Origin of the sequence: Methylovulum psychrotolerans (genome assembly GCF_002209385.1) — a bacterium.
Classification (GTDB): Bacteria; Pseudomonadota; Gammaproteobacteria; order Methylococcales; family Methylomonadaceae; genus Methylovulum; species Methylovulum psychrotolerans.
The window spans coordinates 3,479,220-3,505,287 of sequence record NZ_CP022129.1 but is presented as its reverse complement, the minus strand read 5'-3'; the positions used below and the strand labels follow the sequence as shown (position 1 = coordinate 3,505,287).

20 protein-coding genes are annotated in these 26,068 nt (G+C 50.3%); 10 read left to right on the top strand and 10 right to left on the bottom strand.

Annotated elements, in window-relative coordinates:
* The first annotated feature begins 44 nt into the window (after positions 1-44).
* The 5 genes from CEK71_RS15905 to CEK71_RS15885 all read left to right on the top strand — a co-directional run bounded on the left by CEK71_RS15905 (position 45) and on the right by CEK71_RS15885 (position 6,512).
* Entirely contained in the window at positions 45-1,211 is a 1,167-nt protein-coding gene (locus tag CEK71_RS15905; protein WP_088620297.1) for a pyridoxal phosphate-dependent aminotransferase, read from the top strand.
* 5 nt (positions 1,212-1,216) lie between these two features.
* Positions 1,217-1,543 (top strand): rhodanese-like domain-containing protein, encoded by a 327-nt coding sequence (locus tag CEK71_RS15900; protein ID WP_088620296.1) that lies wholly within the window; start codon positions 1,217-1,219, stop codon positions 1,541-1,543.
* Positions 1,544-1,624: 81 nt separating this feature from the next.
* Positions 1,625-2,104 carry an FKBP-type peptidyl-prolyl cis-trans isomerase gene (locus CEK71_RS15895; RefSeq protein ID WP_088620295.1) on the top strand — a complete coding sequence of 160 codons (480 nt, stop codon included), beginning with the start codon at positions 1,625-1,627 and terminating at the stop codon, positions 2,102-2,104.
* A 576-nt stretch (positions 2,105-2,680) separates the two neighbouring features.
* On the top strand, positions 2,681-5,377 hold the full coding sequence (locus CEK71_RS15890) for a SpoIIE family protein phosphatase (protein WP_088620294.1): 2,697 nt from the start codon (positions 2,681-2,683) through the stop codon (positions 5,375-5,377).
* Between the two features lie 4 nt (positions 5,378-5,381).
* Complete coding sequence (locus CEK71_RS15885; protein WP_088620293.1) at positions 5,382-6,512, top strand: PhnD/SsuA/transferrin family substrate-binding protein; 1,131 nt, start codon at positions 5,382-5,384, stop codon at positions 6,510-6,512.
* A 426-nt stretch (positions 6,513-6,938) separates the two neighbouring features.
* Here the strand turns inward: CEK71_RS15885 and CEK71_RS15880 are convergent, their stop codons facing one another.
* Positions 6,939-7,817 (bottom strand): Rpn family recombination-promoting nuclease/putative transposase, encoded by an 879-nt coding sequence (locus tag CEK71_RS15880; RefSeq protein ID WP_088620292.1) that lies wholly within the window; start codon positions 7,815-7,817, stop codon positions 6,939-6,941.
* Between the two features lie 250 nt (positions 7,818-8,067).
* Here CEK71_RS15880 and CEK71_RS15875 point away from each other — a divergent pair, with 250 nt between their 5' ends.
* Positions 8,068-11,175 (top strand): HD domain-containing protein, encoded by a 3,108-nt coding sequence (locus CEK71_RS15875; protein WP_088620291.1) that lies wholly within the window; start codon positions 8,068-8,070, stop codon positions 11,173-11,175.
* Between the two features lie 43 nt (positions 11,176-11,218).
* Here CEK71_RS15875 and CEK71_RS15870 read toward each other — a convergent pair whose 3' ends face one another.
* Complete coding sequence (locus tag CEK71_RS15870) at positions 11,219-11,449, bottom strand: transcriptional regulator, XRE family protein (protein WP_088620290.1); 231 nt, start codon at positions 11,447-11,449, stop codon at positions 11,219-11,221.
* Between the two features lie 148 nt (positions 11,450-11,597).
* Between CEK71_RS15870 and CEK71_RS15865 the strand changes: the two genes are divergently transcribed.
* The 4 genes from CEK71_RS15865 (at position 11,598) to CEK71_RS15845 (ending at position 16,400) form a co-directional block, all read left to right on the top strand.
* Entirely contained in the window at positions 11,598-12,812 is a 1,215-nt protein-coding gene (locus CEK71_RS15865) for an argininosuccinate synthase (protein ID WP_088620289.1), read from the top strand.
* Between the two features lie 573 nt (positions 12,813-13,385).
* Positions 13,386-14,798, top strand: a complete 1,413-nt coding sequence (locus CEK71_RS15860) for a class I SAM-dependent methyltransferase (RefSeq protein WP_088620288.1) — start codon at positions 13,386-13,388, stop codon at positions 14,796-14,798.
* Positions 14,799-15,539: 741 nt separating this feature from the next.
* Entirely contained in the window at positions 15,540-16,046 is a 507-nt protein-coding gene (locus CEK71_RS15850; protein WP_088620286.1) for an RNA polymerase sigma factor, read from the top strand.
* 132 nt (positions 16,047-16,178) lie between these two features.
* Positions 16,179-16,400: an MbtH family protein gene (locus CEK71_RS15845; RefSeq protein ID WP_088620285.1), complete on the top strand. Its 222-nt coding sequence runs from the start codon at positions 16,179-16,181 to the stop codon at positions 16,398-16,400.
* A 56-nt stretch (positions 16,401-16,456) separates the two neighbouring features.
* Here CEK71_RS15845 and CEK71_RS15840 read toward each other — a convergent pair whose 3' ends face one another.
* The 8 genes from CEK71_RS15840 to CEK71_RS15805 form a co-directional block, all read right to left on the bottom strand.
* The gene (locus tag CEK71_RS15840) at positions 16,457-16,801 is read right to left on the bottom strand and encodes a FecR/PupR family sigma factor regulator (protein ID WP_088621661.1); all 345 of its coding nucleotides are present in this window, start codon (positions 16,799-16,801) and stop codon (positions 16,457-16,459) included.
* A 352-nt stretch (positions 16,802-17,153) separates the two neighbouring features.
* Positions 17,154-17,564, bottom strand: a complete 411-nt coding sequence (locus CEK71_RS15835; RefSeq protein ID WP_088620284.1) for an ExbD/TolR family protein — start codon at positions 17,562-17,564, stop codon at positions 17,154-17,156.
* Positions 17,542-18,216, bottom strand: coding sequence for a MotA/TolQ/ExbB proton channel family protein (locus CEK71_RS15830; protein ID WP_088621660.1), 675 nt, complete (start codon positions 18,214-18,216; stop codon positions 17,542-17,544). Before CEK71_RS15830 ends, CEK71_RS15835 begins: the two co-directional genes overlap by 23 nt.
* Before the next feature lie 95 nt (positions 18,217-18,311).
* Positions 18,312-19,103, bottom strand: coding sequence for an energy transducer TonB (locus CEK71_RS15825; protein WP_088620283.1), 792 nt, complete (start codon positions 19,101-19,103; stop codon positions 18,312-18,314).
* Positions 19,100-19,327, bottom strand: coding sequence for a hypothetical protein (locus tag CEK71_RS15820; RefSeq protein WP_088620282.1), 228 nt, complete (start codon positions 19,325-19,327; stop codon positions 19,100-19,102). Before CEK71_RS15820 ends, CEK71_RS15825 begins: the two co-directional genes overlap by 4 nt.
* 552 nt (positions 19,328-19,879) lie before the next feature.
* Positions 19,880-21,142 (bottom strand): SBBP repeat-containing protein, encoded by a 1,263-nt coding sequence (locus CEK71_RS15815; RefSeq protein ID WP_088620281.1) that lies wholly within the window; start codon positions 21,140-21,142, stop codon positions 19,880-19,882.
* Positions 21,143-21,658: 516 nt separating this feature from the next.
* On the bottom strand, positions 21,659-23,005 hold the full coding sequence (locus tag CEK71_RS15810) for a TolC family outer membrane protein (RefSeq protein ID WP_157679310.1): 1,347 nt from the start codon (positions 23,003-23,005) through the stop codon (positions 21,659-21,661).
* Entirely contained in the window at positions 23,002-26,067 is a 3,066-nt protein-coding gene (locus CEK71_RS15805; protein WP_088620279.1) for an efflux RND transporter permease subunit, read from the bottom strand. Before CEK71_RS15805 ends, CEK71_RS15810 begins: the two co-directional genes overlap by 4 nt.
* Position 26,068 lies beyond the last annotated feature (1 nt).

The following is a 26,068-nucleotide window of genomic DNA, read 5'->3' as shown; positions in this document are numbered from 1 at the left end:
AGGATTATTGGTATCATCGGCATTTTTTCACCTTTCCTGAGACGATGAGCAAAGAAACCGCAACGAGGATGCTAGACATTTCAGCCTTTTATGTGATGGCGATACTAAAACGGGCGCAACAATTGCAGGCCGAAGGCAGGGATGTCATCCACATGGAAATCGGCGAACCGGACTTCCCGACCCCGCCCGGCATCGTCGCCGCAGGCATCGCCTTACTGCAAACCGGCGAGGTAAAATATACCCCGGCGGCGGGCTTACCCGCGTTGCGCCAGCACATCGCCGATTTTTATCGGCAGCAGCACGGCGTAACGGTCGCCCCGGAGCGTATCTTTATTACCCCTGGCGCGTCAGGGGCGTTTTTGCTGGCCTTAGGGATTAGTTTGAACCCAGGCGAGGAACTGCTGATGGCTGATCCCTGTTATCCCTGTAACAGCAATTTTGCCGCCTTGTTCGGCGCTATCCCACGCACCTTGCCCGTCGGTGCCGACAGTGCCTACCAATTGAGCGCCGCGCAAATCCAAGCGCAATGGCGGCCTAACAGCAAGGGCGTGTTGATTGCCTCACCGTCCAACCCGACCGGGACATTAATTGCCCCCGACGCACTGCAAGCGGCCATTGCCACCGTCAACAGCTTGGGCGGCTGTTTTTATTCCGATGAAATATACCACGGCTTGACCTACGGACAGCCCGCCACCACCGCCCTGCACTATAGCGACGAAGTGTTTGTCATTAACAGCTTCTCCAAATACTTCGGCATGACCGGCTGGCGTATCGGTTGGCTGGTGGTGCCGGAGGATTTTGTTGCCGCCGCCGAAAAATTGGCACAAAATATTTTCATCGCCACCTCCACACATTCGCAATATGCCGCGCTGGCGGCGTTTAGCCCCGACACCCGCGCCGAATTGGAACGCCGCCGCGCCGAACTGGCGGTGCGCCGGGATTTTTTGTACACGCATTTACTGGATTTAGGCTTTCGCATTCCGGTCAAACCGGAAGGCGCGTTTTATATTTACGCCGACGCTTCACGCTTTACCGATGACAGCTTCCAATTCGCTTTGGACTTGCTGGAGCAAGAAGCGGTGGCAATCACCCCCGGCAAAGATTTCGGCACCCACAACGCCCGGCAACATTTACGTTTTGCCTATACCACAACTACCGATAAAATGGCTGTCGCTATGCAGCGTCTGCAACACTTCATTACCAAAGGATAACCGCCATGACTGTCAAAACCCTTACCGCACTCGAACTAAAAGCCAGACTAGAGAAAGGCGAGCCGCTGTTCTTGCTGGATGTCCGGGAAGATTATGAATTCAAATACGCCAGAATCGACGGCAGCGTGCGTATTTCCTTAAACCAACTGCCCCAACACATCCATGAACTGGATGCCAAGCAAGCGATTGTAGTGATTTGCCACCATGGGATGCGCAGCCAACGCGCCGCGCATTTTTTAGCCGATGCCGGTTTTCCCGACATCACCAACCTGCAAGGCGGCATTGATGCCTGGTCGCTGTATTGCGACAGCTCGGTGCCGCGTTATTCGTAAGCGACCAGGACACTTTTTTCAGACAAACCCCCCGTAAATCTATATGATATGTGCCTTTTTAATGACCCAATAGGTTTTATCATGCAAGTTGCTGACAATATGGCTGTTTCTATCCACTACACGCTGACCAATGACGAAGGCGAAGTCATCGACAGTTCGGCGGACGGTGAGCCGTTAGTTTATTTACACGGGGGTGGCAATATCATTTCCGGCCTTGAGCAAGCTATGCAAGGCAAAGCAGTTGGCGATACCTTCAAAGTCCGCATTGAAGCCGAAAATGCCTATGGCGAATTTGAAGAAGACCGCGTCCAAGTCATCCCACGGGCCATGTTTGAAGGCATTGACACCGTTGAAGTCGGTATGCAGTTCCACGCCGATGTCAGCGCTGGCCCCGGCATTGTGACGGTCGTTCAGGTTGAAGGCGACGACATCACCATCGACGGCAACCATCCGCTGGCGGGTATGGCCTTAATTTTTGACGTGGAAGTTATGGATGTGCGCCCTGCCAGCCATGAAGAAATGGCGCACGGGCATATCCATGGCGCAGGTTGCGACCATTAATTGCCAAGCGTCACTACGCCTTACCAAACCTTGATGTAACCTAACAGTCAGTAATCAGGTTACATCGTGACCTAAGGCGGGGCGGCTTTTCGGTTTGCCCCGCCCGATTACAGCCACTGTGTCCCTACCTAAAAATCCACAAGCCTTTCGCTACCCTTACTTTTTTATGGTTAATGGCCGTTGCTGTTTTTTACGGCCTGCGCCTCCCCTATATCCCGTCGCTTAAGCGCGTATTCCGCCACCAACAGGCAGCCGTTGCCGCTTATTTTTAGGCCTGCGCTTTAGAATCCCTGCACCTGCCTTTTGCTATCGGGCCAATATCTATTACCTTTTAAGGGAATATCGGGCATATTTAGACATTGCCAGTATATTCAACTTCTGCACAGGCTTTTAGGGTGATTTTTCTAACGCATTTCTTGTGGATAAGGTGTAAACTAATTGCGTCTATAACCTGATTAAAGCAGTTAATGCAAATAGCCGAGACCCACGCAGTAATAGTGTTGGGAGCCGCTATTACAGGCTCGGCAACATAATAAATATAACTAACAATAATAAAATTAAGAGGAGTAAGTCGCGATGCAAGAGCTATTTCGACGATTTATTGGTCGCATTGCCGACCAATACGCAACGGTTTTATTAGTGCTCGGGGCCGTGGCCACCGTCACTTATATGGTTCTTATCACCGATATCCGTAGCCAAGAAGGTAATGCCCGTCTGGTTAAAATGAGTACGGAGCAAGGTCAGTTGGTTGAGGACATCAACTTATTGCTGATCGAAAAAATTTATTTGACCGATGCCAATGAAATCCGCCGCATCGATGCCAAAATCATTTCCAACCTGACCCAAATCGACCAAAACCACGCCTCGCTGATTGCCGGTGACCGTTATATCCGTGAGGGCGACCGTCTTGTCCACGTTCCGGGTACTTTGTCGCAAGACCTGCGTTTGATTTACTTCGATAACCCCAAGCCGCTGGACCCGCAAATGCGCACCTACCTGACCACCGTCAGGGATTTGTACAGACGCTCCGCCACCCATCTTACCCCTGACGATCCTGAGCTGAAAACCCTGCTCTACACCTTATCGCCACGGTTGCTGGAAGAGATTGGCAAAGCCAGCTCGATTTACCAACGCCAAAGCGAGATGATGATCGGTATCACCGCCAGCAAACAACACATGATGTTCGCCATTTCCTTGGCCTCGTTAATCATGGTAGGCACCTTGCTGCTGCAACCGCTGGTATTAAAATTAAAAGACAGCGCGGTTAAGATGCGCCAAGAAAAAGCCTTTGCGGATAACGTGATTAACACGACTCAAGCCTTGATTATCGGCTTGGATGCCAACGCCCAGGTGGTGCTGTTCAACCATTACGCCGAAGAGAACAGCGGCTGGTCGGAAGAAGAAATTAAGGGCCATGACTTTTTCGAGCAATTCATCCCCGCACATGACCAAACCGAACTGCGTAAGCTGTTCGCGGATATGATGTCCGGCGAGGTGCAATATGCCGATTCTATCGAAACCCTGATGCGTATCAGTACCGGCGACTTGCTTAACATTATCTGGAACCCGACCATCATTACCGACTCGCACGGCACGCCGCTGATGTTCTTGGCGACCGGCCTTGACATTACCGAGCGTAAAGAGGCCGAGCTGCAAGTCAAACAAGCCAACGCCGAATTGGCGCAATTGTCCGACCGTCTGCAAGGCGAGGTCAACTTGGCCGCGACATTGCAACGTTCAATCTTGCCCCAACCTATCATTGCCCTGCCCGGTCTGGCCGGGGTGGCAAACCTGCTGACCTCCAGCGAGGTCGGCGGCGACTATTACGACTATTATAAAGTCGGTGGCCACCATAGCATCCTGTTCATCGGTGACGTCAGCGGCCACGGTGTGGCGGCAGGTACGATGGTGGGCGCGGCCAAAGCGGGTGTCTATCCGCTGATCCATGAAGGCTTCACCAACCCTGGCGAAATCTTAAACTCGCTTAACATCAACATGCAGGCGACCGCCCAGCAATCCTTGCTGATGACCATGGCCTGTTTGAGCTTAGATGCGCGTAGTGGCCGCTTAGTGTTCGCCAACGCGGGTCACGTTTTACCGTACCTGTTGCGTAAAGATGCCCAACACTGGGAAATGATTGAAGCGTCCGGCTTACCTTTAGGTAAAAGCTTAGATTCGGATTATTTGCAGTCCGCTGTCGAAATGACCCTGAACGTCGGCGACAAACTGTTCTTATACACCGACGGTTTGGTCGAAGAAGAATCCCCCAGCGGCGAGCCGTTCGGCTATGACCGTTTGGAATTCTTACTGAACGCCAATTACGATGTTGAAGACCCTGAAGAACTGCGTAACATCCTGATGGATGCCTTACGCGTACATTGCCGGGGCACGGCGTATACTGATGACATCACCATTGTGGTCATCAGCCATACTGACCGGGTCAGCCAATCTGCCCAAACCAACACCGATGTCAGTGACATCATCCGTATCTCCGAAGGCTTCTACCGCCAAGGCGAACACCCTATCCCACGGATTTCCAAAGAATATGTGGTGTTCTTGGCCGAACAGGGCTATTCCGACCTGCTGACCCGTTTCAGCCAAGACGGCATTTGCCGGATCTTGCCGAAAAATGATGATTTCTGCCAACGCTTAGGCTGGGAACATTTGCTCAACCAGCACCATGAATCGGCTGACGATGACTTGTACGCGCTGATGCCCGGACAACCGCAATACCGCCAATTCCATCTGACCCATACCGAAGACAAGGCCTTCATCACCGAAGAGATTTTCTCGTGGCTGAACGACCAAGGCAATTTGCCGAAAGACCATATCGAAGCGCTGATGGTGATCCTAGACGAAATGACCGAAAACAGCCTCTATGCCGCGCCACGCGACGGTAAAGGGGTGGCTTACTACAGCAAAGGCGAATCCCGCGAATTGTCCGCGCACGAAGAAGTGCGTATCGACATTGCCTTGGCCGACGGCTTATTAGGTTTGATGATTACCGATAACTGGGGGACATTGACTCCTGGGGTATTCTTAAGAAATATCGCCCATGCGATGGAAAATGGCGTGGAAGCCGGGGTCGGCGGTGTCGGCCTGTATATGATGTGGCGTTTGTCCGATTATCTGCAAATCCGTGTCCATCCGCAAAAACGCACGCAGGTGACAACCTTATGGGATGTAAACAACCCCATTGATATGGCCGTCGATTCCGGCATTCAGTTCATCTATCATACTGAATATGAAGCCGCATACCCTGTAGGAGCGTAAACCCATGAGCATGAACAATAATTTTACCATTAAGCAAATCGCTGGCGACAACAACAATTTTACCTTTAACTTAGTCGGAGCCATTGATGCCCACGCCGATACAATGCTGGGTTCTTTAACGCAAATTCCCGCCAATTCTTATGTGCTGTTAGATTTCAGCCAAGTGGAACGGGTCAACTCAATGGGCTTGTCGTTATTATTAAAAGTCTTTGAAAATTGGGAAAAGCAAAAAACCCGCATTGAAGTGCAAAACCTCGACCGCATGGTCAGTATGCTCTTTAAAATTACCGGCTTGGGGCGTTTTATCAAAACCGAAGGCGCTGCCGCCGCTGGTACGGCTGAGGGCATCAATCCAGAGCCGCCCCGCCATGTCGAAATCAAAGCCGCTGCGCCAGTGGCCCATGTCGCCAGCGACAAGCTCAATTTTGTCGCCAGTATGCAGTCCGGCCAACAACTGACGGGCTGGTATTTGCTCAATACCTATTTGCAACGGCGCATGAAAAAAGCCATCCACTTTGAGCAAACAGTGGACACGCCAAACCCTGACAGCACCGACCTGCTGTTTGCCAAACCGTTTGAAGCGTCGTTAATGATTAAGCGGCACGGCTTTATCCCCGTGATGCGCCCTTCTTCGGAAGCCGACGAAGTGGTGATCCTGACCCGTTCCGACGATACCCGCACTTTGGCGGAATACGCCGATGTCTGCGTCAGTACCGCCACCGAAAGCAGCTTTGTCTATCTGCTGGGCCGCTTTTTGTGCGATGAGAACGGCTTGGATTCGTCAAAATTGACCTTTGATTTTTCAGGCAATGAAATTAAAGCCTTGCAGACGTTAATTCGGAAAAAAGCCGACCTGGCGTTTATGCTGAAAAAGACCTACGAAGGCCTGTCTTCATTCAGTAAAAACAGCGTCCGCAAATTGGACGAAAGCCAAACCGACTTCGCCTGCCATTTGTTCTTGGTCGCCCCACATATACAAAACCAAGCCGAAGCATTAGGCGAAATCCTCGCCGCCATGACCGAAGATGACCAAGGCAAGCAAATTTTGCAGGACATCCAAATCCAAGGCTGGAGCAAGCCCGAAGAAGGCGAAGTGCAAATGCTGCAAATGGTTTATGACCGTTATCGCGGCTGACGCTTGAGCTTTTAAGGAGGCTGTCCGCTAAGGATGGCCTCTTAAGGCTTTACATCGCTTAGGGCAAAAAGCCCAAACCTTCGGGTTTGGGCTTTTTTTTGCGTACAATTTGGGGGGCGGGTTTTATGAAAAACTTGCTCATTAAGTTGTTGGCGAAATTAATTTAAGTAGGTATGCATATCTCTTTTAACATTTGCGAATTCAACCCCACCCCAGCCCTCTCGGCAACCGCTCCTTGCGTTGCTCTACCTCCTGCATCCGTGCAGTCGCCCTTCGCAGGGGAGGGGGCATCTTCCTCGTCGAACAGGCGAAAATGAGGGGCAAAAGCCCCTCCCCCTGGCAAGGGGGAGGTTGGGAGGGGGTTACAGAGATAACAATTTTAAATGTTAAAAGATATATGCACACCTACTTATACACATTCCTAAGCTACCCCAAAGCCTTAATCTGCTCGGCGGACAGTTGGGTATATTTGATGATTTTGTCCAAGGGTTCGCCCTCTGCCAGCATCATTTTGGCGATGGCTTCGCTTCTCTCTCCTCCGCTTTCCGTAAGGGTTTTTTCCTTAGCGATCCTAATACCAGCCAGAAATCCGTCTTCAAACGACGCATCCCTCACGTTTTTCATTTCCCAATAATCCAGCGAGCTTTGGTGGTAGTCATTGAGCTGTTTGGTCTTTAGACGTGCCAATTCGGCAATCTCAAAACCTTTTTGAAAAATCGGCTCGTTAAGTATCGCGGGGATATGGTCGAAGTTCTCCAGATTTTTAAGAAAATACAGCCACTTGTCAAAGTGCGTTGCCAATTCATGCGCCTGTTTGTTAAACAACGGCATTTGCAGGAATTTAAAATGCAGCTTGTCGTAGAAAATATCGCCGTCCTGGTCTTTCAGACAAACATCGCGGCGGAATTTGGCAGCCTCTTCTTGTTCGTCATAAACAAAATCCAAAATGGCGATGATGTATACGGGCAGTAGCTTGAACGACCAGCCGCCTTTTTGGGCTTGGTTCTTAATCGGAAAAGTCGAATAAAACAGCGAACGGTCTTTGAAAAACTTCACCTTGGCTTTCTGCATCTCGACGATAAACTGCTCGCCATTGACGTTCTTACAGTAAATGTCAAAAATCGCCTTGCGCTCTTTCGCTGTGCCGGGCATTTTTTCGGGGTTCTTAAAACTCAACTCCGCCACTTGATGCTGGGGCGGCAACAGTTGGTTTAAAAAATCCACCAACAAATCTTTGCTGGCTTCTTCACCGAACAGCTTTTTAAAACCGAAATCGGTGTAAGGGTTGAGGTATTTGCTGGGCATGGTTAGGTTTTACTCGTTATGGGGGTATTACTCAATAGCGAATGTTTAGAATATGGCTCTTTTCTACACCATAACTGCATCGCAGGCAAGTGAAAAGGTTTCTTACTCCCTACGGAATGCACTCCATTTTCAAGATTAAGCTGCCGTGCATTTTTCAACACCAATTGAAAATAAACGTTGCTGTTAAACGGAAGATATGCGAAAAATACCGTAATTTTTGGGCTGATGCAATTATTCGGGTAATACACTGATGGCGACACAACTGATAAAACACTTAGAAGACTGTGCAAAAAATGATGCCATTTACAAGCCGCTGGAAGCCCAGTGGTCGTTTGACGAAAAGCTGATTGCCAAAGCCCTACAAAACGTCAGTGCCTATTTTCCGCATTACAGCCGTCATGATGAATCGCACTCACGGCAAATATTGGTGCATATCGAACGGCTTTTAGGGGCGGCCAATATCGCAAAACTGAGTGCCACCGACACTTGGTTACTGCTAGAAGCCGCCTATCTGCATGATATTGGCATGGTAGTCACTGACGGGCAACTGAATAAAGATTTTGGTGCTATAAAAAAACATGTCGAAAAAACCAAGCATTCTGCATACGGCGATACCCTAACCCTTATGAATGCCTTGCTTGCCAGCAATAGCCACACAGCCAGCTCGATTTTTGCCACCGTTGATTTTTCGCCCTTATATACTGTTAAACTATTGCGCGAAATTGTCGCCGATTTTTACCGCAGCCAACACCCTGACCGCGCCAAGACCATTATTGCCCAACCCTTTGCAGAAATAGGCTTGGATTCACCGCGTACCGAATTAATCCCCGCCCGCTTATTCGGGCTATTGGGTAAAATCTGCGCCTATCACGGCAAACCTTTTGCAGAAGTCATGCAACTGCCCCAACAGCAAGTCGGTATCGGCACCGATGACTGCCACCCACGCTTTGTCGCCTGTTTATTGCGCTTGGGTGACTTGCTGGATTTGGATGATAACCGTTTTTGTCCGGTGATGATGAAAATGGCTGGCGACCTACCCGCCACCAGCCAAGCCCATTATGATAAGCACCTATCTATCCGCCACTTCCGCGCCGATGCTGACCGTATCGAAATTGAGGCCGAATGCCCCAGTTATGAAAGCTACATCGAAACCACAAACTGGTTCGGCTGGTTGCGCGAAGAAGTCAAAGACCAGATGAGCCGTTGGTTTGACATTGTGCCTAGCCGCGATTTTGGCTTATTGCCATCCGTTGGTGACTTGAAAGCACATTTAAAAGACTGGCAAGTGTTCAGTGAAAATGAACGCCCGCACTTTACCCTTGATCGGGAGCGGATATTTGAATTGCTGCAAGGTGCGGGTTTGTATGAAAACAAAGAACAAGCTATGCGGGAATTATTGCAAAATGCCGTGGATGCCACGTTGATAAGAATCTGGCGCGAACACGGTGAAGATTGCACCCCGCAACCTAAACCCTATCTTAAACGTGATAGTGTGCCGCGCTCTAAAGAAACGCTTGATATTTTAAGCCGCTATGCCATTGACGTGTCGATAGAAAAGGCAAAAGAAGAGGAACGCTACAATTATTGGCGCATCACCATCACCGACCCAGGGACAGGCATATCCAAAGATGATTTAGAATTTATGCTACAAATGGGCAGTTCCAAAAAGAACCTTAAAAAAAGAGCCATCATTGACCAAATGCCGATCTGGATGAAGCCTTCGGGTATTTTTGGTATTGGCTTTCACAGCGTCTTCTTACTGACCGATGAAGTCTGGTTGGAAACCCGCAGTATTGATACGGGCGAAACCTTGCTGATTAGGGTGACAAATCCTACGGACGAAAAAGAACAGGGCAATGTTTATTTTCGGGTCATCACAGAACCCACCAGCATTGAATTAAACAACCCCAACGAAAATAAAACCAAGCCTTGGGATTTTTCGAATTATGGTTGTCAGTTGAGTTTTATTTATAAGACAGATGTAACATCTATCCCAGATTACTATATAAAAAGCGACTCAAATGACAAATTTTTTAAAAATTATGATGGATTGATAGACGACTCAACCAAAGACATTCATATAATAAATTTAGCCAATGCTATTATTAAATTTTTTGGCTATGGATATTTAGCAGGAAACATGAATTTTGACAACTTCAACTTAAATATTTCTGAAAAAATAACCCCTAAAAATTATTTAGAGCCTTTAGAAAATAAAGACTACTTATATTCGCCTGACACGCATCTAGAACTAAGTGACTTTGTATTTAAAGAGGACTATCAGGGGGATTATTTCTATAGAGGGCAGAGGGTTGGGAAACTTGGCCGTGCTATTAAGTTATTTAGTGTCTCTATAAATCTATTAGATGATGAAGCTGACAAAATACTTACCATTAATCGGAATAGCCTTAAAAAAGGCAATGAATTATTTAATCGTGTTAGTAAAACCATTCAAGCATTTTTTGCAAGCCAAAAAGGTCAAGATTACTACAATTCCTTAGATGAAGAGAATAAAGCAAAAATTTCAGCAGAATATGAATTACAAGGATGGAATTCTCCCAATCCTAATTATTTTTGTAGTTGGCATGAATTTTCAATACGTACCCAACAAGGAAAAAGAAAGATAGAAGAACTAATAGACAGCAACACCATTCTAATTTTTCGAAGAGAGAGACTAGGAATAGGAACATGGCAGCGTAAAGCAAAAAGTAATATTACTAACGACCTCACAGATAAAAAAGTATTTTATATAACCCCGAACAACACAACAACCGATCTAATGTCGCGTCATTTAAAATCCAAGGGCTTTAAATCATCTTATGTATTAGAAAAAGATGAAGATGACGATGAAATAGAAATGGCAGTGCTTAGCAAACAAGATGACGAACCAATTACTGATGATATGATTTGTAATCACTGCGCAGATTTAATAAAAGAAAGATCCTATCGGATTTATGACTTTTTGAGTATGGACACCCGCTTAAAAAGACCAACAATCCCTTGCCTAAGTCGCTTTAAGTTATTGGAACTGGATAACCCTAGTATTTTACCTGCTTTGACAAATGAAAATGTTTATTCTAGGGCAGGAGCCATTTTCCCCTTAGATTTTATCAGCCCCCGCATGTTATTCCCCTTAGCCAGAATCGGTGACAATATCACTGTAGGCAATTTAGATATACTAGCTAAGCGTGTCTATAAAAACCGTGCCAATAAGGATACATCCGAAAAGCAAATAAAAGAAAAATATCAAGAATTCATAGCCTTTTTAGACAAACTGATGCAAGACGAACCGGAATGGGTAAAATTACGCGGCACTGAATTCGCTCCAGCAGAGCCAGAGAGCGCAAAAACAGATTAATTTTCCGCATAATGGTAGGGACTTTCCTTGCCATGCCCTTAACTTAAGCCATAGGCTCACAATTAATTTCATACGCCTCAAGCAAATCGCCCACCACTAAAACCAACGAATACAACGGATGGCTGGCATCATCCAAAACAATATCCAGCAAGCGATTAAGCAAAGCCGTGGCCTGCTCATAATCGCTGTCTGATTCGATAGGTGAAACGGGCACTACCGACCTAAGTAGCTGCCAAGCCGTAACAAGTTTTTCAACATCAAGTGGTAGGTGCATCTTTTTCCCCAATTGTTTTTGTCATATTCGGCGTGGGTCATGACGTGCCGGACGTAGAGTTGCTGTTAACCCCACCGAATCCCTACACTGCCCCGCGCCATTTTCAGGTATAATCCCCCCATTTTTCAACATCAAGATCAAGAGAACTATGTCGGACATCAATAAAGTTGTTTTAGCTTATTCCGGGGGGTTGGACACTTCCGTTATCCTTAAATGGTTGCAAGATGTGTATGACTGCGAGGTGGTGACTTTTACGGCGGATTTGGGCCAGGGTGAGGAAGTGGAACCCGCGCGGGCTAAGGCGCAAAGCATGGGCATTAAGGAAATTTACATCGACGATTTGCGCGAAGAATTTGCGCGGGATTTTGTGTTTCCGATGTTCCGCGCCAATACGGTTTACGAAGGCGAATACCTGTTAGGCACGTCCATTGCGCGGCCTTTAATCGCTAAACGTTTGATTGAAATTGCCAACGAAACCGGGGCGGATGCCATTTCCCACGGCGCGACCGGCAAAGGTAACGACCAAGTACGTTTTGAGCTGGGCGCGTATGCGTTGCGTCCTGACATCCACGTTATCGCCCCTTGGCGCGAGTGGAACCTGACCTCACGGCAAACGCTGTTGGATTATGCCGAAAAGCACGGCATTCCGGTCGAGATGAAAAAAGGCAAAACCTCGCCTTATTCTATGGACGCGAATTTGTTGCACATTTCTTACGAAGGCCGCGTTTTGGAAAATCCGTGGACAGAGCCGGAAGAAGATATGTGGCGTTGGACGGTATCGCCTGAGGCCGCGCCAGATCAAGCGACGTATATTGAATTGACCTTCCGCCAAGGCGATATTGTCGCCATTGACGATGTGGCGCATTCGCCTGCTGAGGTGTTGGCGAAGCTGAACACGATTGCCGGGGCAAACGGTATTGGCCGTTTGGATATTGTCGAAAACCGTTATGTCGGCATGAAGTCACGCGGTTGTTACGAGACCCCAGCGGGTACGGTGATGCTGAAAGCGCACCGGGCGATTGAGTCATTAACCTTAGACCGCGAAGTGGCGCATTTAAAAGATGAGTTGATGCCGCGTTATGCGTCGTTGATTTATAACGGCTACTGGTGGAGCCCTGAACGGCAGATGCTGCAAACCATGATTGACGCGTCGCAAGTGTCGGTTAACGGTAAGGTGAGGCTGAAACTGTATAAGGGTAATGTCATTGTGGTAGGCCGCGCCTCTGATACCGACAGCTTGTTTGACGAAAGCATCGCTACGTTTGAGGAAGACGGCGGCGCGTATAACCAAAAAGATGCCGAGGGCTTTATTAAGCTGAACGCGTTACGGATGCGGATCGCCGCCGCCAAGCGTCTGAAATAAAACCCAGAACAAATTTCCATTTAGCTTGTATAATTGGCCGTTAGTTACGCCTTGGGAATTGGCACGGCGGCTTTGGGGGTTAGCTGATGCTTAAGCTTTTTATACCATCAGCCCTAAATAGGGCGAGGAGCTTTATAAAAGCCCAAGCGCATTGGCTAACCGCTCCCTCCCCTGCTGCATAGGTATCTACACAAGTTTAATTATTTTAAAAACAATATGTTATATAGAGATTCTTGCAGATAGCGGCTAGATTTTTACTTCTTTGACCAGAGAAATCCGGCTTAAAACAGCAATTATCTATATGAAATAACGCAATTATTTACTTAACATAATGATTTTTAATACATAAACTTGTGTAGATACTTATGCTTCGCAGGGGAGGGAGCATCTTCCCCGTCGAACAGGCGAAAATGCGGGGAAAAAGCTCTTCCCCCTGGCAAGGGGGAGGCTGGGAGGGGGTTACAGAGATACCAATGTTAAATGTTAAAAGATACATGCACACTCACTTAACGTCCGTTCCAAGCCTTACCGCCCCTACCCTAAAAACAACTTCAAACCCTACACGGAACACCTATGTACCACTGTATCCTCTGCGCCAGCGACCTGACCAACACCTCAGACCATGCCCTAAGCTGCCAACACTGCGGCCAGCATTACCCCGCCATTAACGGTATCCGCGTGTTTATTCCCGATGCCGCCGCCTCCCTGCAAGGCTATCTCCAAGAACAGGCCGAAGCCGAACAGGCCTTAACCGCCATGGCCGACAAACTATCAACACAGCAAGCCACAACTGACAGCGAATTTTCGGCACGCATCAGCACCCTATTAACGGCAATAAGCACCAACCGCGAAGTTTTAGCAACACCCTACCAAGCGATCCGCGCGTTTTTGCAAGCCAACCCGCAAACGCCCGACTTGCTGGCGTGGAGCATGATAAAAACCGGCACCACCTTGCTGGATATGCTGCCGTATTTTTACCAAGATTGGGCGGATACCGCAGATTTTGCCAAAGTCGCCGGACGGATTGCCGCCACTCTCAACGAACACCACCCCGATAAGGCCGCCGTGGCAGTCTTGGGAGCCGGTGCTTGTGGCTTGCTGCACAGCGTCGCCCCGCATTTTGACCGCGCTTATGGCGTGGACTTATCCTTACCGACACTACTGGCGGCACAAACTTTTATGGCGGGCGAACCCTTACACTGCCATTTGCCCGATGCCCATTGGCAAGCCGTCACCCTAACGCCACCCACGCAACCGCCCGGCAATATCGAGTTATTAACCGCCAATGTCAATAACCTGCCCTTTAAAAATGCCAGCTTATCGGTGGTGATTACTCAATATATGTTGGATATTGTCAGTAACCCGCTGGGCTTGGCGCAAGAAATCCGCCGCGTCCTCAAACCTGACGGGCTATGGCTGAACTTTTCCAAACCCTTCCGCATCGCCGCCGACCTGCCCGAATTGGGGATGCGCAACCTGGCCGAATTACCGCCCGTATTCACCCAACTGGGTTACACGGTAATCAATCTGGAAAACCACCGTTTCACTTACCTTAATCTGGAAAAAGTCTCCGCCGAAACCGACCTGCTTAACCAGCTAGTGCATTACTTTGTGTTAAGAAAAACCGCCGCGCAGGTGGATAGTCTAGATAGTGCGGCTGTGCAACGGTTTTTTATCCCCAATGCCCAAGTATGGCAAGCCATACCGCACCTGATACCCAACCGCCCGTTAATCTTCACCCGCACCAAAACCTTTGACGGCCAAGGCGGCGTTAAAGAAGCCTTGTTTATCAAAGTCATGGGGCATACTTTTGCCATCCCTGCCGAATTTGCCTTATTACTGGAAAGCTTATTCGCGGCAATCGACGGGCAACGTAATTTACGGCAATTGTTTCAAGGCCAACAACAGACTATCGGCTTGGATGAAGCGGGATTTTTGAAATTGATTTATATTTTGCATGTGCTGCATTATTTGTTGGCGTTTTAGGGGGGTGTTTGTGTTTCTTAAGTTTCTAATTTTCGCCAAAGTGATGTTTACATAAGCCAGGTAGGGTACGCTGTGCGTACCTTCACTAACGATATAACAAAAATACCATAAAAAAGGTACGCACAGCGTACCCTACCGGACTATATGGGTAAAATTGCCGTGGCGATGGGGAATATTGGTTGGGGCAGCCGCGTAGGTCGGGCAGGCGGTTTTGCCCGACACAAGCCGTATGGTTTGCCATACCCTTTGCTTATGCTATCCCCCTTTAATCCTTAGGGGTTGTCTACGTCACTTCTGGCGGCATGGGTAAATGTCGGGCAAAACCGTCTGCCCGACCTACGCGGCTTTTCCCCTAAAATTTAACATAATCCCCTACCCGACCTCATCCGCCTAATGGCCATTAACAATGTGGACACTGTGGCCGCTTTTATCCGATATACCCTTCTGCGTAACCACACGGTCAATACAGTAATTAAACAATGTTATTTAACACACTGGCTATGGCAAATCGCTTATTATATCGCTTGGATTTTATTGGCAAAAATGCCCGCTAAGTGTTTTAATCGCCGTTAACCTCATGATATAAAAACATTAATTTTTAATTTTTTAATCTGGTACAAAACCTGCATTTCCGTTAATTATGAGGGTTAATCTGCTCGGCCCCAGTCTATACAGCCGTCGGGCAATGGCCTATTTGTCATAACAAGCATTTGTTATTTAACGCGAACAACGGAAGAGAACATGAACATTACTATAGAGAACCTGTACCTAAAACATAAAAACGAATTGGTTTACCATGTCTTCCAAATCCTCCATTGCCATGATCTGGCGGAAGAAATTGTCCAAGAAAGTTTTATCAAATTCTCTGTAGGCGTTAAAAAACAGTTGATTGAAAACCCCCGCAGCTATTTGTTCCGCATCGCGAAAAACTTGGCTTTTGATTATCTTAAACACCAAAAAGTCACCGACAATTATGCCCAAAGCCAAGATGTGACGGTTGTACCTGAAGCGGAGTTACCCTCTCTGGAACAGGAGGCGGTAGACCAACAAAAATTGGCGATTTTGCGGGGGGTGATTGATGAATTACCGCCCCGTTGCCGCCAAGTGTTTGCGCTGCATAATATCCACGGCATGAGCTATAGCGAAATCGCCAAAGATTTGGGCATTTCTGAAAGTGGGGTTGAAAAGCACATTATGAAAGGTTTGCAGCATTGCCGTAAGCGGATGAAAAACTTGTTGCCGGCCTAAGCAGTGGCTGAGGTTTTTGGCTGTTGGGCCGTCTTAGCTATGGCTAGGCTTTTCCGGGGTTAAATACCCGTAAAGCGGCTGAAATTTTCATAATCCCCAAAAAGAACACAGTAACAACATCGGAGAGAAAAAATGGCGTTAGGTGACGAAGAAGATAATACGGTTTATCAGGTTGTGGTGAACCACGAAGAGCAATACTCTATTTGGCCGGATTATAAGGAAATCCCCGGCGGTTGGTCTGCCGTTAATAAAAGCGGCAACAAACAAGCCTGCTTGGATTACATAAAAACAGTGTGGACGGATATGCGCCCGTTAAGTTTGCGCAAACAGATGGAAGAGGCCGCGCAGTCTTAGAGACTCATCGGGGCTGGGGGGCGCAAAGGACAGCAAGCCCGTTTCAAGGCGGGCTGTCAGCTACTCATCCCTAGCCCATTGTAGACAACCGACAGCAAAGCCAAACAGGCCAACATAAATAAAGGATACCAAAAACGCTGCCCCGCCTTGTCATTAGGGCTGGACGGTGGCTGTGCCGCTGCTTTGAGCGCCTGCCGGAGCAGTGGGTCGCCCCACAACGCACAAATTTCATCAAATGCTTGTTGATGGGCAGGAGCCTCTTGCAGCCAATGGGCAAAGGCCGCTTTTTCTTCGGGGGTGACAGAATCAGCACGCAGTCTGGCAAACCAAGCGGCGGCTTGGCTGTCAATGTGTTCTGCAAGTTCAGGGGTGCTGGGTTGATGTTCATTTGCTTGCTTCATGCTTTGCATTGTAAATAATTTGCAATCAAACTACAACGTTGATGAATGGCAGGGGCAGTGTGGAAGATTGGCAGGGACGGCAAGAGGCGTTATACAAACATATAAGATACTGATTAATAACACTAAACCCTTAACTTAATGGCAGTGAGGCTCTGCACGCTGTTTTGCCGGACATTTTTCATTATTGACAGTTTCAAAACACTCGCTTTTAGTAAGCGTCCATTCATGATTTAACCTTTTTATCTCTGCCTTATCCTAGTCGAAGCCCCCGCGCCCTTCGGCTTCGCTCAGGGAACGGGGACTTCTGTCGGGCGAACAGTGTGCCTGACCTACAGACGACTATATGGCCGGGTTATTGCTGCACGGTCACAAACGATAATTTGCTGATGCCGGAACGCTGGGCACTGGCCATGACTTTGGCGACGGCCTCAAAAACCGCCGCTTTATCGGCTTGGAGTTGCAGGCTGATTTCAGGGTCTTTAGCCTGTAAGGCTTTCAGTTCCGCCTCTAAGCCCACCAGCGGCACGGCTTTGTCATCCAGCATCGGCATACCTTCGGCATTGATGCTTAACACGGCGACATGTTGGTCGGGGGTGGGTTCGGTCTGTTCGGTTTTGGGTAATTTGACCCGCACCACTTGGGTCAGCAGCGGTGCGGTGACGATAAACACCACCAGCAACACCAGCATCACGTCCACCAGCGGCGTGACGTTGATCTCGCTCAGTTCGCCGTCGTCGTCATTATTGGACAGTTGCATGGACATCGTCGTATTCCGTCGCTTGGAGTAAATGGTTCTGCATAGTGTCATGCAGGAAATCACTGGCAAAATGTTCCAATGTCGCCAAGGTGGCGCGGTTTTGGCGCAGAAAAAAGTTATAGGCCAATACTGCCGGAATGGCAACGGCGATGCCGAGGCCGGTGGCGACTAAGGCTTCACCGATAGGCCCCGCGACCACGTCTAAGCTGGCCGAACCTTGCGCACCGATGTCTTTGAGGGCGTGCATAATGCCCCACACCGTGCCGAACAGCCCGACGAACGGCGAGGTGCTACCGAAACTTGCCAGCCAGCCTAAGCCCGATTCCATCCTGGCCTTTTCTTTTTGCAACTGTTGGCGCATCGCCCGTTCCAATAATTCATGCCACGCTTGGTATTGCCCGACCGATAAGTGCTGCTGTTCGGGCAAGCGTTTAAGAATAGCCAAGCCGACGTGGTAAATGCGCATCGCTTGGGCATTAAGGCCTTGCTGATCAAGCGCCTGCGGCGCTTTGCTGGCTTTAAACTGGCGGATAAAACGGTGGTTACGCCACGCATTCCAACCTACTTCCAGCGCCTTAAGCAAAATGACGCTCCACGTCAATAACGAAAAACACCCTAATAAACACAGTGTGCCATTGACAATACCTGCTTCTGACATATCCAAAATCATTTCCCCCTTTTGCGCAATAGTTATTTTTCATTATGAGGCACAGTGCCTCCCTGCCTAGAACACGCGCTGCGGCTCCGGTAGACTTAATCCAACTTAAACTCAATCGGCACGTTTACCCAACTGGCGACGGCGGTGTCGCCGCGTTTGCCCGGCACAAACCGCCATTGTTTGACCGCCTCCAACGCCGCCTCGTCAAGCACATCATGGCCACTACTGTGCTGTACCGACAACTCGCCGCAATTGCCCTCAGCGGTTACAAACACCCGCAGCAAGACTCTCCCTTCCCACTGCCGTTGCCGTGCCATGCGCGGATAAACCGGGGCGGGGTTATTTAAATAATTTGCGTTGGCGGAGGCAGAAGTCACGGTGTTATTCTGGCTCGCTGATGTCGGCTTGTCCTGATGGCTGCTTGCCGGAGCGGCCTGACTGGCGGGCACTGGCGGTGCGGCAGGGGCCGGCACATCCGGTAAAGCTTCGGGCTTGGCTTGCGGTTCCGCTGCGGGCTTTTTGACTTCGCTGGCTATTTTCGGCTTCTGGACAGGCTTGGGCTTAGGTTTTGGCGCAGGTTTTTTGTCAAGCGGCTTGGGTTCGGCTTTAGCAGGCGGCGGTGGCGGTGGCGCGGCGGTTTTGGTAACCGCTGGCGGACTGGGCCCGGCCAAAGCAATATCAATAGTCGGTAACGGCACGGCTTTGCTGATGGCCTGGGGCGCGGGGCGTTCCAGATACCAAAACAGGCAAGCGCCGTGCAACAGTGCCGCTAACACGGCAACGGCGGCAATCGCCAGAGGACGTTGCCAGCCGTCTGCCAAGGTTATTGATGGTATTGGCAAGCGGCCTGAGTATTTAGGGCTGGGCCCGACAAAATAAACTGTCATTTCTTTAAGTCAGATCGGGACGGCTCGGTATGAAATTGCAGCTTGCCGTTTAATTCGGCCAGTTGCTCGTGCAAGCCCGCGAGGCTTTGCCGCGTGTCCTCAAGCTGAGCTTGCAAATGCTCAAAATGCACTTGGAAATAGCGGGCGGCAGGAAATTTGGGTTCTGCCCCTGGGCCGTTGATGGCGCGGGGCTTTTTCTGCTGTTGTTGGCAGGCCATGTTCATAACGTTATTTTCTCCCTCAGACCCTTAGATTAACGATTGACGATGTAACCGAACAAATCTTGTGAGTGCTAATGACGATTTGCCTATCGTTGTTTAACTTAAGACGAACGGGGCGATAAATCCCCCACCCTAATTAAAAATAAAAATAGGCTAAATGTTAATACGGCTTACTAATAGGCGGGAAATAAAATCTGTTGTGCCCGATGTTCAAGTTTTAAAAATTAAAATGAATAGTTCATAATATTTAATTAAAACAACATAGTGCAATGTAATACGGCCACTCCCTGCCCTGAGACAAGTATCTATACAATTTTATGTATTAAAAATAGGCTTTATATGGGTTTCAGGGTCTTTTTGGGTCTTTTTGCCGTGCCTCTTTAGTAAAACCCATATAGAGCCATAACAATTTTATTTATATATTGTTTGTAAAAATGGCAGGATGAACGTTGGCACACACGGTTTAGGCCATAACCTGACCGTGTGTGTCCGCATTTGCTCCGTCCTTTGCTTAACGCTCAATTAGTGACGGTATCGATACATCCTGCGCAGGCTTCATCGAAATAGCTCGTATTTGCGAAGATAAACATCTAATTTACCCTTGGCTGTTCCGCCAAAATTGCCGTTAGTATTTCCCCCGACATAAACCGCGCCGTCGTCACCAACACGGACAGCATTGGCGATATCGAAGTCGCTACTGCCGAATTGCTGGCTTCTCACCAGTTTGCCGGACGCATTGTATTTGCGGACGAAGGCATCATAGGAACCCCGGTTTGTGCCGTTTAATGAGCCCATACTTGATCCCGCGACATAGATATTTCCCGCAGAATCAAGGGTTAGGGCATTGCCATAATCGCTGCTGTCGGTACCGAACTGGCTCGTCCACAGTGCGGTGCCGTCTGGGCCGTATTTACGCAAAAACACATCATCGGAGCCTTTGTTGTCGCCCGCGAGGTTGCCCCTGGTGATCCCCGTGAGGTACACATTGCCCGCGCTATCGGCTGCTAAGGCATGTACATAAGTGAGCTTAGTCGAACTGGTCGGAAAGAAGGGAACAGTCCATGTGGCGGTACCTTGGGCATCCAGCCGGGTAAGGCTGGTATTCCATTGTTGGAAAGCGACACTGTTGGCTGCAACATAGCTGTTGCCGTCGGCATCGGTGGCCAAGCTTGGGCGGGCCGCATAGGGCGACGAGGTGGAACTCGCCTGACTTTCCCATAACAACTCCCCTGACAGATTATATTTTCTGATAAAAACTTGCCGATTTTGATACGGGTAGTAGGCTTTTTCGAAAAGGATGACAATAGAATTATTATCTTGGGTGGTGGCAATGGCGTTGGCCGTTAAAAGCGTACGGTCACTTGCGACTGGAATCGTGAATTTTTTTGTCCACAATGGGCTTCCCGTTGCATTGAAACTTTGGAGATAAATGTAGTCGCGCTGGTTGGGCCATGCGCCAGCAGTATAGGCACCCACGATATACGAATTGCCGTTTTTGTCCGTCGCTATACCGTTGGCCGATGCGGAAGCCTTGCCTCGGTGCCAGAGGAGTGCCCCGAACGCATCGTATTTGCGGACAAACCCGTCGATACCGTAGGTGCTGGCACTGGGGTCTAGCCTATTTCCTACCATAAAGGCATTGCCCAACGGGTCATGCGCAATACCCGTCAATTGCTCATCAAGGGGAGACCCGTAATGTTGGGTGTAGCCGATGGTTACTGGGGGAGTATCTGCTGCGCGGGCGGCATTAGCGGGGGTAAAGGCAAGGAACGCGGCGCATAAGAATCCGTAAAGCTTGTAGAGTTTATAATTGTTCATAATCTGTACCTGGTTACGTCTTTATATTTAAATAAATATGAGTAGAAACAACATGTCAGGGCTTATCAATGTGGTACCCGACCATCACGTTTTTCATAAAACAGCCCAAAATTTTTAACTGAACGTTTGGCGGAAAACAGGTAGGCTAATCATGTTAAAAAGTGACCGGGTTTGCCCCTTTCATAGAATATAGAAGTTACGCATTGACAGAAAGGATTTTTTGAAAACCATACTAATATGAAGTGATGAAAAAGTTTTTACTGTTTAAAATCAACGTATTATAAATATAGTTTTATGGGGTTTTTTTAAATTATGACGGTTTTGTCTTTTTCGCAAAGAATCTTTAAGCGCATGATGTTTATATATACTGTGAACGGCCAAATCTTCGGCTTTTACAATTCACCGTAGGCTACGCTGTGCGTACCTTTTGCACTTCTAAAATATTTTGCCGCCGATTTGGAGTAACCGTTCACCTATTCCCTTTCGAAAAATGGCTAAAGGCCATTGCACACTGATTTAGCTGTGGTTTACCAACAGGCCATTGATTTTTACCAAATCCTCCGGCGATAAGGTGCCTACCGCCTGTTTCAGCCGCAGTGTGGCCAGCAAATAATCATAACGGGCGCGGGCGTAATCGTTTTGGGCGCGGAGTTGTTCGCGTTCGGCGATGATGACATCCAAGGCGGTGCGCCGCCCCGCCCGGAACCCGGCTTGGGTGGCGGCGAGGGCGGTTTGGCTGGAGCTTACCGTTTGCCGTAAGGCCTTGACGCGGCTGATGCCGCCGACCACGCCGAGAAAGGCGTTGCTGGCCTCCCGATGTACGGCGCGTTGCGCTTGTTTGAGATTGGCCTTGGCTTGGCTGTGCCGATGTTCGGCTTCCCTGATTTTAGAATTGACCTGACCGCCTTGATACAACGGCACGGTCAGGCTGAGGCCGACGATGGTGTCCTCGACATCCGACGAGCCGAAACGGCCACCGCTAGTGGAAAAACTTTGGCTGCCGACCGCATCTAGGGTGGGCAAATGCCCGGATTTTTGTAGTTCAATCGCCGCCTTGGCGATTTCAACCAGTTGTTCGCTGACCCGCAGGCTTAAATTTTGCACCAAGGCTTGGTCTACCCAGCGCGCTTCACTGGCAGGCTCTGGCGCAACCAGAGGGATGTCGTCGCGCAACACCGCCAGTTGCGCGTACTGTTGGCCGGTGGTTTCCTGTAAGCTTTCTTGGGCATCGCGCAACTGGTGTTCGGCATCAACGACATCGGACAGGGCGCGGTCATAGCCCGCTTGAGCCTCTTGCACATCCGCCGTCGCCAAAAAACCGACCCGTTGGCGTTGTTGGGTCTCGGCTAAGCCACGCGCCAAAGCGTCCCGTTGCGCTTGGGCGAAGCGCAGATTATCGGCGGCGGCTAACACTTCGAAATAACGTTCGGCGACCCGCAACAACACCGCGATTTCGGCGGCGGCGAATTCGGCTTCGGCTTGAGCGACGCGCTTATCGGCCTGTTGCTTGCCCATAACGCGCTCATAATGCAAAATCGGTTGGGTCAGGGTCAGGGTGTAGCCGCCGGACACGAACGTGCTGCTACCGCTTGAACCTGTGGCGGCACCGCCAAATTGCACGCTTTGGCGATCTTGGTTAACGTTGGCGCTAAAATCGGCACTAGGCAAGAACAACGCCGCGCGGGTTTGGTCACGGTTTTCCTGCACCGCCGCCAAGGCTTCCCGCGCCCCTTCCAATTGCGGGTCTTCTTGGGCGGCTTGTCGGTAAACCGCCACTAAGTCATCGGCCAGACTAGGCGGGGCAACACCAAGGCTGAGCAGCAATGGCACAAGATAGAATAAGCGGTTATTGCGGTCTATCATCGCGCCGCCTGTGGCTTCGGCCTTGCCCCGCCCATCGCCAGACGATACAGCAACGGCACGATGAATAGCGTCAACAGCGTTGAGAACCCCACCCCCCAAACAATGGCGGTCGCCACAGGCCGCCATAAGGTAGCGGAGCGGTCAGCCGCCAGTGCTAACGGCAATAAGCCGACCAGCGTTGTCAACGAGGTGATCAGGATAGGCAACATGCGCCGCCGCGCCGCGTAGACGGCGGCATGGACTACCCCCATACCGCCCAATAAACGGTCATGCGCGGCGGAGAACAGCAAAATCGCCGAATTGACGGCAATCCCCGCCAAGGCGACCGCGCCGTATAAGGTGTACAGGCTAATCGGTTCGCGTGACAGCAGCAAGCCCAACACCACGCCCGCAAAGGCCATCGGTACTTTCAGCAATACTAAACAAGGCAGGCCATAGCTTTTAAACTGGGCGCCGACAATTAGGAAAATCAGGCCGATGCCCAGCACAAACTGTTGCCCTAATTGGCTTAAGCCTTTGTTCACCGCTTCTATTTCGCCGCCGAAATTCACTTGTACCCCCGGATAACGCCCGCTAACCGCCGCCCAACGCGCCTTAATCTGCTGATTGATGGTTAAGGTGTCGGTTTGGCTTTTGTCGATGTCGGCCTGTAAGGTCACAATACGCTGGAAATCCCTATGGACAATACTGGCCGGCCCGATGCGCTGTTCGGCAACCAGCACTTGGCTTAGCGGCACGACGCTGCCGTCGGCGCGGGTGACAGTGTGCCACAAGAAGACGGCGATGTCGGTGGCGTTGCCGTTGTGCGCCCTGACCCGCACCCCCACGGGTTCGCTTTGGTCAGTAAAACGTGCGACGCTCTCGCCATCCGCTAACAATTGCACCGTGCGCAGCACTGCGTCGGGGTTTAGCCCCGCCCTTTGGATGGCGGCACTATCCAAATGCAGTTGTAGTTCCGGCAAGCCCGCGACATTGGTCAGTTTACTGTCATGGACGCTAGGCAAACTGCCGAGCAGCCTTTTTAATTCGGCAATGGCCGCTTCCAGTTCCTGGCCGCCCACGCCGGACAGCATCAGCTTAATGGGTTTGCCGGTATGGCTGGGCGCGTCGCCTTCCACCCAAACGCCCACCGTGCCGGTAATGCTTTGCAAGACGGGTTTGACTAAGGGGATGAGCGCGGCGGCATCACGTTTGGCATCGGTATTTAAGTTAAACCAGATGTCGCCGTATTGATGGCCATACAAATATTTGCCGTCAATGACCACCGCCCCGCTTTCGATAGCGCTGGCCCGCAGTTCGCCGGGGTTAAACAGGCCGCCCACGCGCCGCTCGATTTCCGTCAATTTGTCCAAGGTACGCGCGGACGGTGTGCCGTTGGGCATTTCCAAGGTCACAACAAAACCGTAATTAGGCTCTTCCGGGAAAAAATCAAAGCGCACCCACCCCAACCCCAATGCCGCGCCCGCCAAGAGAAAAATCGCCGCCACCGCCAGTAACGCGCGTCCCGGCCTGCGCAACACCCGCAGCAACAGCAAGGTATAGTGTTTTTGCAGGCGACGGCGCAGCCGTTCCCGCCACCACGCTTCCGCCCCCAGTTTGACGGTAGCCGCCGCATGGGTCGGCAATATCCATAAGGCTTGCACTAAGCTGATGAGCAACGCGCCGCAGACGACTTGCGGCACGACTCCCATGACCGTGCCAAATATGCCGCCCACCAACATCAGCGGCATAAAACTGGCGATAGTGGTTAATGACGAGGTGGCGACGGGCAACCACACTTCGCGTAACGCCGCCACCGTCGCCACTAGCGGCGCTAAGCCACGGCGCAAATACTGGCCGATGGCTTCAATCACCACCACCGCATCATCGACTAACATGCCTAAGACAATCACCACCCCCAGCAACACGCTCAGGTTAAGCGATTGTCCGCTCAGTTGCAGGGCGATAAACACCCCCGATAGGGCAAACGGCACCGCCAGCGTGGTGAGCAAGGCCAAGCGGGTGCCGAGCATCAGCCACGTCACCGCCCCCACCAACGCCATCCCCGACCAAGTATGCCCTTCCATAACCGCCAGCGCGTCGCGTATCGCATCCGAGGTGTCAATCAACAAGAATAACTTTACCCCCGTGGCGGCACTTAGCCGATTACGCTGGCCGATATACGCGTTAATGCTGTCGATTACGTCCAGGGTATTGGCTCCCGGCTGCTTCATCGGCATCACCACAACGGCGGTTTGGTCGCGGAAGCGGGCGCCCAATTTGACTTTTTTGCTGGTGCGGCTGATGTCGGCCAGGTCGCCGAGTTTCACTGTGCCTTGCGCGGCGATAATCGGTAAAGCCGCCAGTTGGGCGGCGGCGTTGTCCGTACCCGTCACCCGCACCAGCCATTCCCGGCCATCCACCTCCACCATCCCGGCGGCAAGGTCGCGAAAATAAGCCCGCACCGTATCGGCCAGCGCCGTCGGATCAATGCCCAAGCCCGCCAAACGCTCAGGGTGAAAGACGACATGCAGTTCCGGGTCTTCCAAACCTTTGGTGTCCACCCGCAACACGCCGGGCAAACGCTGTAAATCCCGTTGCACTTGCCGCGCTTGGCGGCGGAAGTTATCGTCTTCACCCGGCCCGTACACCAATACTTTGAACCAATCCGGGTTGGTGCTATTAACTTCAATGACATCCGGTACGGTGTCCTTGGGCAATTCCGTTTGCGCCAAGGCTTGCAATTCGCGGCGCACATCCAACAGGCGGCGTTCATACAGGGGGCGCTTAATATCCTGAAACACCACCGTCACCTGCCCTGCCCCGCTTTGGGCATTGCTGAAAACGTGTTCTATATCTTTGATTTTAGAACGTAACATCCGCTCAATAGGGTCAATGGCCAACCGTTCGACATCTTCGGTGGACGCACCCGGCAGCGGTATACTGATTTCAATGATATTCAAATTGGCATCGGGGGCTTTTTCCTTAGGCAATTGCATATAGGCCAACACCCCCAAAATGAGTACCAGACTATAGGCCAAGTTGGCGAGGACAGAATTATCATAAAGCCGGGTCAGCCACATG

What these genes read in the sequence shown, in the direction of transcription:
- CEK71_RS15815 (WP_088620281.1), bottom strand. Translation starts at nt 21,142, where the DNA reads ATGAACAATTATAAACTCTACAAGCTTTACGGATTCTTATGCGCCGCG.
- CEK71_RS15840 (WP_088621661.1), bottom strand. Translation starts at nt 16,801, where the DNA reads ATGAAGCAAGCAAATGAACATCAACCCAGCACCCCTGAACTTGCAGAA.
- CEK71_RS15895 (WP_088620295.1), top strand. Translation starts at nt 1,625, where the DNA reads ATGCAAGTTGCTGACAATATGGCTGTTTCTATCCACTACACGCTGACC.
- CEK71_RS15870 (WP_088620290.1), bottom strand. Translation starts at nt 11,449, where the DNA reads ATGCACCTACCACTTGATGTTGAAAAACTTGTTACGGCTTGGCAGCTA.
- CEK71_RS15835 (WP_088620284.1), bottom strand. Translation starts at nt 17,564, where the DNA reads ATGTCCATGCAACTGTCCAATAATGACGACGACGGCGAACTGAGCGAG.
- CEK71_RS15810 (WP_157679310.1), bottom strand. Translation starts at nt 23,005, where the DNA reads ATGATAGACCGCAATAACCGCTTATTCTATCTTGTGCCATTGCTGCTC.
- CEK71_RS15825 (WP_088620283.1), bottom strand. Translation starts at nt 19,103, where the DNA reads ATGACAGTTTATTTTGTCGGGCCCAGCCCTAAATACTCAGGCCGCTTG.
- CEK71_RS15900 (WP_088620296.1), top strand. Translation starts at nt 1,217, where the DNA reads ATGACTGTCAAAACCCTTACCGCACTCGAACTAAAAGCCAGACTAGAG.
- CEK71_RS15820 (WP_088620282.1), bottom strand. Translation starts at nt 19,327, where the DNA reads ATGAACATGGCCTGCCAACAACAGCAGAAAAAGCCCCGCGCCATCAAC.
- CEK71_RS15880 (WP_088620292.1), bottom strand. Translation starts at nt 7,817, where the DNA reads ATGCCCAGCAAATACCTCAACCCTTACACCGATTTCGGTTTTAAAAAG.
- CEK71_RS15890 (WP_088620294.1), top strand. Translation starts at nt 2,681, where the DNA reads ATGCAAGAGCTATTTCGACGATTTATTGGTCGCATTGCCGACCAATAC.
- CEK71_RS15860 (WP_088620288.1), top strand. Translation starts at nt 13,386, where the DNA reads ATGTACCACTGTATCCTCTGCGCCAGCGACCTGACCAACACCTCAGAC.
- CEK71_RS15830 (WP_088621660.1), bottom strand. Translation starts at nt 18,216, where the DNA reads ATGTCAGAAGCAGGTATTGTCAATGGCACACTGTGTTTATTAGGGTGT.
- CEK71_RS15850 (WP_088620286.1), top strand. Translation starts at nt 15,540, where the DNA reads ATGAACATTACTATAGAGAACCTGTACCTAAAACATAAAAACGAATTG.
- CEK71_RS15875 (WP_088620291.1), top strand. Translation starts at nt 8,068, where the DNA reads ATGGCGACACAACTGATAAAACACTTAGAAGACTGTGCAAAAAATGAT.
- CEK71_RS15905 (WP_088620297.1), top strand. Translation starts at nt 45, where the DNA reads ATGAGCAAAGAAACCGCAACGAGGATGCTAGACATTTCAGCCTTTTAT.
- CEK71_RS15845 (WP_088620285.1), top strand. Translation starts at nt 16,179, where the DNA reads ATGGCGTTAGGTGACGAAGAAGATAATACGGTTTATCAGGTTGTGGTG.
- CEK71_RS15805 (WP_088620279.1), bottom strand. Translation starts at nt 26,067, where the DNA reads ATGTGGCTGACCCGGCTTTATGATAATTCTGTCCTCGCCAACTTGGCC.
- CEK71_RS15885 (WP_088620293.1), top strand. Translation starts at nt 5,382, where the DNA reads ATGAGCATGAACAATAATTTTACCATTAAGCAAATCGCTGGCGACAAC.
- CEK71_RS15865 (WP_088620289.1), top strand. Translation starts at nt 11,598, where the DNA reads ATGTCGGACATCAATAAAGTTGTTTTAGCTTATTCCGGGGGGTTGGAC.